The 7743-nt window shown below is 72.1% G+C and carries 8 protein-coding genes and 1 pseudogene; 2 read left to right on the top strand and 7 right to left on the bottom strand.

Annotated elements, in window-relative coordinates; genetic code table 11:
- The first annotated feature begins 1 nt into the window (after position 1).
- Positions 2 to 598, top strand: coding sequence for a DUF305 domain-containing protein (locus ABD691_RS28965; RefSeq protein ID WP_344685118.1), 597 nt, complete (start codon positions 2 to 4; stop codon positions 596 to 598).
- Between the two features lie 50 nt (positions 599 to 648).
- Here the strand turns inward: ABD691_RS28965 and purM are convergent, their stop codons facing one another.
- From purM to ABD691_RS28980, 3 genes are all read right to left on the bottom strand, one after another.
- Complete coding sequence (purM, locus tag ABD691_RS28970) at positions 649 to 1758, bottom strand: phosphoribosylformylglycinamidine cyclo-ligase (protein ID WP_344685120.1); 1110 nt, start codon at positions 1756 to 1758, stop codon at positions 649 to 651.
- A 219-nt stretch (positions 1759 to 1977) separates the two neighbouring features.
- Positions 1978 to 3564, bottom strand: a complete 1587-nt coding sequence (gene purF / locus ABD691_RS28975; RefSeq protein ID WP_425565184.1) for an amidophosphoribosyltransferase — start codon at positions 3562 to 3564, stop codon at positions 1978 to 1980.
- Positions 3565 to 3676: 112 nt separating this feature from the next.
- Positions 3677 to 4390 carry a LuxR C-terminal-related transcriptional regulator gene (locus ABD691_RS28980; RefSeq protein WP_344685122.1) on the bottom strand — a complete coding sequence of 238 codons (714 nt, stop codon included), beginning with the start codon at positions 4388 to 4390 and terminating at the stop codon, positions 3677 to 3679.
- Positions 4391 to 4584: 194 nt separating this feature from the next.
- Here ABD691_RS28980 and ABD691_RS28985 point away from each other — a divergent pair, with 194 nt between their 5' ends.
- Positions 4585 to 4725, top strand: a complete 141-nt coding sequence (locus ABD691_RS28985; RefSeq protein WP_344685124.1) for a hypothetical protein — start codon at positions 4585 to 4587, stop codon at positions 4723 to 4725.
- A gap of 359 nt (positions 4726 to 5084) precedes the next feature.
- On the opposite strand, the gene ABD691_RS28990 is transcribed toward ABD691_RS28985, so the two are convergent.
- The 4 genes and pseudogenes from ABD691_RS28990 to ABD691_RS29005 all read right to left on the bottom strand — a co-directional run.
- A complete protein-coding gene (locus tag ABD691_RS28990) occupies positions 5085 to 5342 on the bottom strand; it encodes a hypothetical protein (RefSeq protein WP_344685125.1) in 258 nt (85 codons plus the stop codon).
- Between the two features lie 71 nt (positions 5343 to 5413).
- Entirely contained in the window at positions 5414 to 6937 is a 1524-nt protein-coding gene (locus tag ABD691_RS28995; protein WP_344685127.1) for an alpha/beta hydrolase, read from the bottom strand.
- 110 nt (positions 6938 to 7047) lie between these two features.
- Positions 7048 to 7431, bottom strand: a complete 384-nt coding sequence (locus ABD691_RS29000) for a sterol carrier family protein (RefSeq protein WP_344685129.1) — start codon at positions 7429 to 7431, stop codon at positions 7048 to 7050.
- A gap of 128 nt (positions 7432 to 7559) precedes the next feature.
- Positions 7560 to 7743, bottom strand: a pseudogene (locus ABD691_RS29005) (hypothetical protein); the annotation flags it as partial.

A 7743-nucleotide genomic window follows, 5' to 3' on the forward strand; every position in this document is an offset into this window, starting at 1 on the left:
CATGAACGCACGTTCGCTGGCTGCTGCCCTGGTGGCGGCCGCCGCCCTGCTGGTCGCGGGCTGTTCGGCCGAACCCCCGGCCGCGCCGCCTGCGCAGCAGCAGGCCGACCACAACCAGGCCGATGTCACGTTCGCCCAGGGGATGGTCCCGCACCACCAGCAGGCGATCGAGATGGCCGACCAGGTGCCCTCGCGCACCTCGAACCCGGCCGTCATCGGCCTCGCCGACCGCATCCGGGCCGCCCAGCAGCCGGAGATCGACAAGCTCAACGGCTGGCTGTCGGCGTGGGGTGCCTCCGCCACGGGCGGCACGGACCACGGCGGCATGGATCACGGCGGGATGGATCACGGCCAGATGGGCCACGACATGGGCGGCATGATGTCCGCCGACGACATGGCCGCGCTGGAGCGGGCCCAGGGGCCGGAGTTCGACCGGATGTGGTTGCAGATGATGGTCGAGCACCACCGCGGCGCCGTGGAGATGGCGGGCACCGAACTGCGCGACGGTCAGCACGCCGAGGCCAAGGCGATGGCCCGGCAGATCGTCGACTCGCAGCAGGCCGAGATCGACGAGATGAACGCGCTGCTGCGGGGCTGACCCCGCGCGGCGGGGTGGCGGTTCCGCACGGGACCGCCACCCCGCGGCTTTCAGAACCGGGGGTGGTTGCCGCGCAGGACGACGCGGTCGTCCTCGCCCGCGTCCTCGACCGAGGGCTGCTTGGCGATCTCGCCCAGCACCCAGGCCGGGACGTGCCGGGCGGTGAGCACCGCGAGCGCGCGGTCCACATCCTCGGCGGTCACCACGGCGACCATGCCCACGCCCATGTTGAAGGTGCGCTCCATCTCGGCCGCGTCGACCCGGCCGCGCTGGGCGATCATCCGGAACACCGGGTCCGGCGTCCAGGTGCCGCGGTCGAGCACCGCGGTCAGGCCCGCCGGGATGACCCGCGCCAGGTTCGCGGCCAGCCCACCGCCGGTGACGTGCGCGAAGGTGCGGACCTCGGCTTCGGCGGCCAGCGCCAGGCAGTCCTTGGCGTAGATGCGGGTGGGCTCCAGCAGCTCCTCGCCGAGCGTGCGGCCGAACTCCTCGACGTGCCCGGACAGCGGCATCCGCGCGATGTCCAGCAGCACGTGCCTGGCCAGCGAGTAGCCGTTGGAGTGCAGGCCGGAGGAGCCCATCGCGATCACGACGTCACCGGGGCGCACCCGGTCCGGGCCGAGCATCCCGTCGGCCTCGACCACGCCGACGCCGGTGGCCGACACGTCGTACTCGCCCTCGGCCATCAGCCCCGGGTGCTCGGCGGTCTCGCCGCCCAGCAGCGCGCAGCCCGCCTGCACGCAGCCCTCCGAGATGCCCTTGACCAGCGCCGCGATCCGCTCCGGCACGACCTTGCCGACCGCGATGTAGTCCTGCAGGAACAGCGGCTCGGCGCCGCAGACCACGAGGTCGTCGACGACCATCGCGACCAGGTCGATGCCGACGGTGTCGTGCAGGTCCAGCGCCTGCGCCACCGCGAGCTTGGTGCCCACGCCGTCGGTGGAGGAGGCCAGCACCGGCTCCTTCCACCGGTCCAGCTTCAGCTGGAACAGCCCGGCGAACCCGCCCAGCGACCCCAGCACCTCCGGCCGGGTCGCGCGCTGCGCCCACGGGCGGATCAGCTCGACGGCCTGGTCACCGGCCTCGATGCTCACGCCCGCCGAGGCGTACGTGGCGGCTTGCTGCTCGTTGCTCGCCCCTGACAGCAGGTCTTCGGACACGACTGGCTCCACATCTGGTGAGGTTCTGATCCGCCGGGCGCACGACTGCACGGTCCACGCTACGCGCGGAGGCGGACCCGGAAGTCTTGATTCTGTTCTGCAAGCGGCGAAAACCGCTCAGCCCGCGCAAGCAGCTTGCACCAAGCAGGACTGGCGCCTCAGGCACGACCACCCGGGGAGCCCCGGGCACCGCAGCCCGGGGCAACCGCGACTACCAGCTCATGGCCGCCGGAGGGCGTCGGCTGCACCGTACCCGCTGGGCAGCACCGGCTCGGCCGGGCCGGAGACCCCGCGGTCCTCCAGGAGGTACTTGCCGATCTTGGCGTCCTCGGGCAGCGGGATCGGGTACTCGCCGTCGAAGCAGGCCGCGCACAGCCGGGTGCGGGGCTGCTCGGTCGCCGCGATCAGCCCGTCGAGCGACACGTGACCGAGGCTGTCGGCGCCGATCGAGCGGCGCACCCCGTCCATGTCCAGGCCGTTGGCGATCAGCTCGGCGCGGGAGGCGAAGTCGATGCCGTAGAAGCAGGGCCACTTGACCGGCGGCGAGGCGATCCGGACGTGCACCTCGATGGCGCCCGCCTCGCGCAGCATCCGCACCAGCGCGCGCTGGGTGTTGCCGCGCACGATCGAGTCGTCCACGACGACCAGCCGCTTGCCGCGGATGACCTCGCGCAGCGGGTTGAGCTTGAGCCGGATGCCGAGCTGGCGGATGGTCTGCGAGGGCTGGATGAAGGTCCGGCCGACGTAGGCGTTCTTGACCAGCCCGTTGCCGTACGGGATGCCCGAAGCCTGGGCGTAGCCGATGGCGGCCGGGGTGCCGGACTCGGGCACCGGGATCACCAGGTCGGCCTCGACCGGGTGCTCGGTGGCCAGCTTGCGGCCGATCTCGACGCGGGTGCTGTGCACCGAGCGACCGGAGATCGTGGTGTCCGGGCGGGCCAGGTAGACGTACTCGAAGACGCAGCCCTTGGGCTTCGGGTTGGCGAAGTGCTGCGAGCGCAGCCCGCCCGCGTCGATGGCCAGCAGCTCGCCGGGCTCGACCTCGCGGACGAAGGACGCGCCGACGATGTCGAGGGCGGCGGTCTCGCTGGCCACCACCCAGCCGCGTTCGAGGCGGCCGAGGACCAGCGGGCGCACGCCCTGCGGGTCGCGTGCGGCGTAGAGCGTCGACTCGTCGGAGAAGACCATCGAGAACGCGCCGCGCACGGTCGGGAACAGCTCCATCGCCGCCTGCTCGACGCCCTTGTCCGCGGCGTGCGCGGCCAGCAGGGCGCACACCAGGTCGGAGTCGCTGGTCGCGCGCTCGCAGCCGTTGGCAGGGGAGGAGCTGTTGGCGTCGATGGTGTCGACGCCCTCGGCGATGGTCCGGTCCAGCAGCTCGCTGACGTTGACCAGGTTGCCGTTGTGGCCCAGGGCCAGGCCGCTGCCGGTCGCCGTGGTCCGGAAGGTCGGCTGGGCGTTCTCCCAGCTCCCGCCGCCGGTGGTCGAGTAGCGCGCGTGGCCGACGGCGACGTGGCCGCGCAGCGAGGCGAGCACCTGCTCGCTGAAGACCTGGCTGACCAGGCCGAGGTCCTTGTAGACCAGCACCTGCGAGCCGTCGCCGACGGCGATGCCCGCGGCCTCCTGGCCGCGGTGCTGGAGGGCGAACAGCCCGTAGAAGGTCAGCTTCGCGACCTCTTCACCTGGGGCCCACACGCCGAACACCCCGCACTCCTCGCGCGGGATGTCGCGTTCCAACTGGTCCGGGTTCGATGCGGTCTGGGCCGAGAGGTCTGCGTTGTCCGGGTCGAGCCGGTCGGTGACCACCGAAAACTCCCTGGGGGGACGGAGCCGGAGTTGCACCTCAGTGTAAAGCGGATGTGTCCCAGGATTCATGCGCGGTCCGTTGAGCCTGGTCACAAAACCACCGCAGGCGTGCTCAGGCGCCCAGATCGGCGTCCCGCGCGAGCAGTGCGGCCTGCATCCGGTTCTCGCAGCCGAGCTTGGTCAGGATCCGGCTGACGTAGGTCTTGACCGTGGCCTCGCTCATGGTGATCCGCCGCCCGATGGCGGCGTTGGAAAGCCCCTCGGCCAGAAGCGCGCCCTCGCGGTCGGTCAGCTTTCTCCAACCTGCGACGGGCCTGGTCGGCGCGCTGCGCCGAGTCGCCTGCGGCCAGTGCGTCCGCGACCTGGCGGGGCGCACCCGGCGACAGGTACGCCTCGCCCGCCGCCGCGGCGCGCACGGCGCGGATGAGGTCGGCGGGGGGCGGAGTCCTTGTGCAGGAAACCGGCGCCGCCCGTTGAACAGCACCACGGCTGCGGCGACAAGGGCGGCCAGGGCGATCAGCGCGGTGCCCACCAGGGTCCAGCCGAGGACCTTGCCGACGTTGCGCTCGTTGCTGAAGGTGCTCGCCAAGTCCTCGGGCAGCCGGTTGCCATCGGCTGCGGGAGCGTCCGGTTCCTGCCGCGCGAGCGCCCCCTCTCCCGGGACGTACGGGAACACCGCGGCCAACCGGAAACCGCCGTCGGGCGTCGGGTTCGCGTGCAGCAGGCCGCCCGCGAGCCGGGCCCGCTCGGCGAGCCCGGTCAGGCCCTGGCCGCCGCTGATGACCTCGCCGGGGACCGCCGTGGGCGGGCCGTTGACGACCTCCACGACCAGCGCGTCCGACTCGTAGTGCAGGGTGATCGAGATCGGTGCGCCAGCGGGTGCTTGTGCCGCGGCCGTGCTGCTGGTTGGTGCGCTCGTGGTGAACCTGCAGCCCGGGTTCTTCCCGCCCCTTCTGCTCGTTCTGCTCGCCGGGTGGTCGGCGGGGCGGGCGCATCGCCGCGCTCAGCCTGGCGGGCGGGGTGTTCACCCTCGCCTACGCCCTCGCCCTCGGCCTGTCCGCGGTGCAGGAATCGGCGTTCTCGTGGCAGCTGTTCCTGTTCGCCACCCAGCTGTTCCTGACGGGCACCGTGGAGCCGAGGCCTGCTCGGCCGGGTACGTGACGCAGCGCCGGACGTTGCTACGAACCCTCCGCCTACAACGCCCAGCTGCCGCGTTGGCCGGGCCCTCCTGGACGACGCGGTAGGCGGCGTGGTCGGCGGCCGGGGAGAGCTGCCTCGGCTCGCCGAAGCGCTGGAGCTCCACGACCTCGCCGTCACTGCGGGACGCCCCGGCCAGCCCCTCGACGCCGCCCACCCCGCGGGCCGGGCGTCCTCGCCGGAATCTGGCTCCGCCACGGTGTCCCGCCGGAACCCGGCTCGGCCACGGTGTCGCGCAGCAGCCCGATGACCTCGCGCAGCTTGCGCATCGCGGCCGTCGACGCATCCTGCAAGCACGTCCACGGCCTGCCGCTGCTGCCCGGTCAGCGGCCCGGCATCACCCGGCGCAGCGGGCAGAGCAGGGCGGCTGCCACCGCGACGGCGACCGCCTGCGGGGCCGGCGACTCGTTCAGGTTCTCCAGCCCCGCCGCGAGCAGCCCCACCACCAGGCTCAGCACGACCTCGCCGACGATGCGCCCGGCGGGCCACATCCCCGGAGCGAACAGCGCCCGGACCGAGTCGCGCGGGTCGGCCGCCGCCAGCAGGCGACGCGCCCGGCCCGGACGTTGGTTGTGCGTCACGCGGCGACGCTAAGCGCACAACCGCCGCATCCGCACCCGCCACCAGTCGCTGCTCGCGACAACGAAAGTTGTCACGTGCAGGTCGTGCCGTCCGCCGGGACCTTGCCGTCGAGCAGGTATCCGTCGATGGCGCTCTTCAGGCACGGGTTGCCGGTGTTGTACCCGCCGTGGCCCTCGCCCTGGAGCGTGACGTTGACGCCGGTGCCGAGCTCGGCGGCCATCCGTCTGGCGCCCTCGAACGGAGTCGCCGGATCACCGGTGTTGCCGACGACCACGATCGGAGCGGAGCCAGGGGCGGAGACGGCTGGTCGCTCCGCCTTCCCGTCCACAGGCCATCCGGTGCAGCCTGCCAGGCCCCAGGCCACGAAGTCGCCGAACACCGGCGACGCCTGCTCGAACTCGGGCAGGGCGGCCCGCACGTCCGCGTCGGTGTAGCGCTGCTTGCTGTCCACGCAGTTGATGGCGCGGTTGGCGGCCTGGTTGTTGTCGTACCGGCCCTGCTCGTCGCGGCCGAGGTAGCTGTCGGCGAGCAGGCCGAGCACCGTTCCGGTGCCGCCCTTGGCCTCGGCGAGCGCCATCGTCAGCCACTGCCAGGATTCCTTGCTGTAGAGGGCGGAAGCGATGCCGGTGACGGCCCGATCCCGGGTGAGCGGGCGACCATCCTGCGTTGGCAGCGGGTTCGCTTCGAGCTGCCCGAGGAGGTCGTCGACCTCCTTCCGCCCCGGCAACGGGCACTCGCCGCTCGCCCGGCACTCCGCCAGGTAGTTCTCCAGCGCCAGCTGGAATCCCTCGGCCTGGGAGAGGGCGTTCCGCTTGTCGTCCGCGGTGGGGTCGACCACCGCGTCGAAGACGGCGCGGCCGACGTTGGCCGGGAACAGGTGCGCGTACACCCCGCCCAGCTCAGTGCCGTAGCTGATGCCGAAGTAGTGCAGCTTCTGGTCGCCGAGCACCTGCCGCATGAGGTCCATGTCGCGCGCGGTGCTCACGGTGTCCACGTGCGGCAGCATGGCGCCGGAGTTCTGCTTGCAGGCGGCCACGTACTGGTCGTTGGCCTCCTGGAACGCCTTGGCCTCCGCTGGGTCGTCCGGGGTGCTGTCGACCGTGGTGAAAGCGTCCAGCGCTCTGTCGTCGAGGCACTTCACGCCTGCGCTCTCGCCGACCCCGCGCGGGTCGAAGCTCACCAGGTCGTAGCGGGTGTTGAGGGTCTGGTAGGCGTCCTTGAGCCCGGGCAGCGTCGACACGCCCGAACCGCCGGGCCCGCCGAAGTTGAACATCAGCGAACCGATGCGGTTGTTCGGATCGGTGGCGGTCTTCCGGATGAGCGCGAGGTCGATGGTCTCGGACGCCGGCTCGGAGTAGTCGCGTGGCACCTTGATGGTGGCGCACTGCCATTCGCCGCCCGGAGGTTCACCGCCGCCCTGCATCGGTGTGGGCGCGGCGCAGGGTTGCCAGGCTGGTTTCTGGCTCGTCAGCGATTGGGGCAGCGTCATCTGGGGGCCACCGGTCTGGCACGCGGTCACCGAGCCGACGGCCACCACGAGTGCCACCACCCAGCCGCCGATGATCGCGCCTCGGCGTCGTCTGTTCTCGGTCATCCGCTTTTGCCAGCTCCTCGGTCGGGACGTTCAGTACCCAACCCACTTTCCCCTTGCGGGCCGCGGAAATCTGCTGGCGAACGTCGTTTTCCGCACCGACGAAAGTCGTGTCATGAACCGACGATCGGCAGCCATCTCGATACGTCGGCACGGGATCCGGAGGCGCTGAGCCTGCCCGCGTCCACCGCGTCGGCCCAGTCGAGCCTGCCGGTCGCGAGCAGCAGCCAGGTGCGGGGGTCGGTTTCGACGACGTTCGGCGGGGTTCCCCTGGTGTGCTGGGGCCCGGCGACGCACTGCACCGCCGCGAACGGCGGCACCCGGACCTCGACGCTGTGGCCGGGGGCGACCTGCTCCAGGGTCCGCAGGCTCAGCCGGACGGCCGCGGCCAGGTCGGGGCGCTGCGGTTTCGGCTGCTGCTCGTCGTCGAGCCAGGAGCGGACGGCCTCGACGGCGGCGCGGAGTTCGTGCGGATCAACGGGTCGGCGCTTGGACATGCGCCGAGCCTATTCGCAGCCCGGTGGCGCTCCCCGGCGCCAGGAGGCCATTGCTCGCTGGTGCGCGGCTTCAGCACGCGACCGGAGGAGAGCTGCGGGACCGGGCGAGCCGGTCCCGCAGCTGCTGCTCAGCGGTTGTTCTGCCAGTCGCCGAAGACCGGCGGAGCGACCTTGTCGAGGTCGTTGGTGAACACGTCCTCGTCCTCGACGAGCCAGCTCGGACGGCTGTGCTCCTGCTCGTCCTCACCCTGCTGGCCACCACGGCCACCGGCGCCGCCGCCCATCGGGGCGCCGCCCGCCGACCGCCACACC

The sequence above is a fragment of the Saccharopolyspora taberi genome, from assembly GCF_039534165.1.
Taxonomy (GTDB): Bacteria; Actinomycetota; Actinomycetes; order Mycobacteriales; family Pseudonocardiaceae; genus Saccharopolyspora_D; species Saccharopolyspora_D taberi.